This is a genomic window from Cereibacter changlensis JA139, from assembly GCF_003034985.1.
GTDB classification, from domain to species: Bacteria; Pseudomonadota; Alphaproteobacteria; order Rhodobacterales; family Rhodobacteraceae; genus Cereibacter; species Cereibacter changlensis.
This window is the reverse complement of sequence record NZ_PZKG01000383.1, coordinates 1-874: the sequence shown is the minus strand read 5'-3', so window position 1 is coordinate 874 and position 874 is coordinate 1. Positions and strand designations below refer to the sequence as shown.

General features: G+C 61.0%; 2 protein-coding genes. Both read left to right on the top strand.

Translation table 11 applies throughout. From position 1 onward, the window contains the following. Nucleotides 1-486 (top strand): hypothetical protein (locus C5F48_RS25865; RefSeq protein ID WP_219907849.1); only part of this gene is annotated, 486 nt, incomplete at its 5' end. A 97-nt stretch (nt 487-583) separates the two neighbouring features. Then, nucleotides 584-874 (top strand): hypothetical protein (locus C5F48_RS24215; protein ID WP_146170772.1); only part of this gene is annotated, 291 nt, incomplete at its 3' end.

Below are 874 nucleotides of genomic sequence, written 5' to 3'. Positions count from 1 at the left end.
GCGCCGAACGTGTCGAGACTGCGCCCGCATGCGGGCTTGCCCTTCGTTCGACTTCGTCGGCTCGACCCGTTCGGCCCGGCTGGCCTGATCGGCGGGCCAACGGAAATCCCGGCCTCGGCCGGGATTGAGCCATGGTCGACGGCAGGGGCTGCGGCAGGCTGCGCTCGCCGCCACCCTCTGTGGCGCGGTGAAAGGTCGCGCCGGATCGGGTTGCACCCGTCCCTCATAGGTTGTTCTTTGACGGCTCCGCCAAGTTTCCAAGGTTTCATTATGATTAAATTCGTTTGGGGAGCGGGCCTCGCTATCTGCCTCCTGTTTGCCGCCCTCTTCGCCCTTTTCACCTTCATCGGCCTAGTCGATGCCTTCCTCTACTGCCCCGGAACCCAATGTGATGAGCCACTTACCATCACCCTCATCTCTGCAGGCGTCACTGCGGCCGGTCTCGGCATAGCGTGGCTGATCTATCGATATTTTCGACCCGAATGATCCGCACCTGTCCAGTACGATCAAAGTGCGAAACTCCGCATATGGCATGACCTTCAACCCGTGGTAGTATCCGGACGTGCGAGTTCGGGAGGCGCTTGTGCCCCATGACGTCAATCAAATGCTGGTCAACGCAACGCGTTGTCTGACCGCTGCGGATGTTCTTGTCGACTCCGCCGAATTTCGGGCTGACCATCTGCCCTTCCTGCTTCCTGTCACCCTGACCATCGGCAATGGGCTGGAGTTGCTGTTCAAGTACAACCTGGTCCGACAGGGCCACTCCCTCGTCCTGCTTCGCGAGAGATACGGCCGCGATGTTTTCCGCCTGTGGAAGCAGCCCGAAAACGCCGCGATCCGGCTGATGGCCCTTGGGAACTTCGCCCATGCCGCC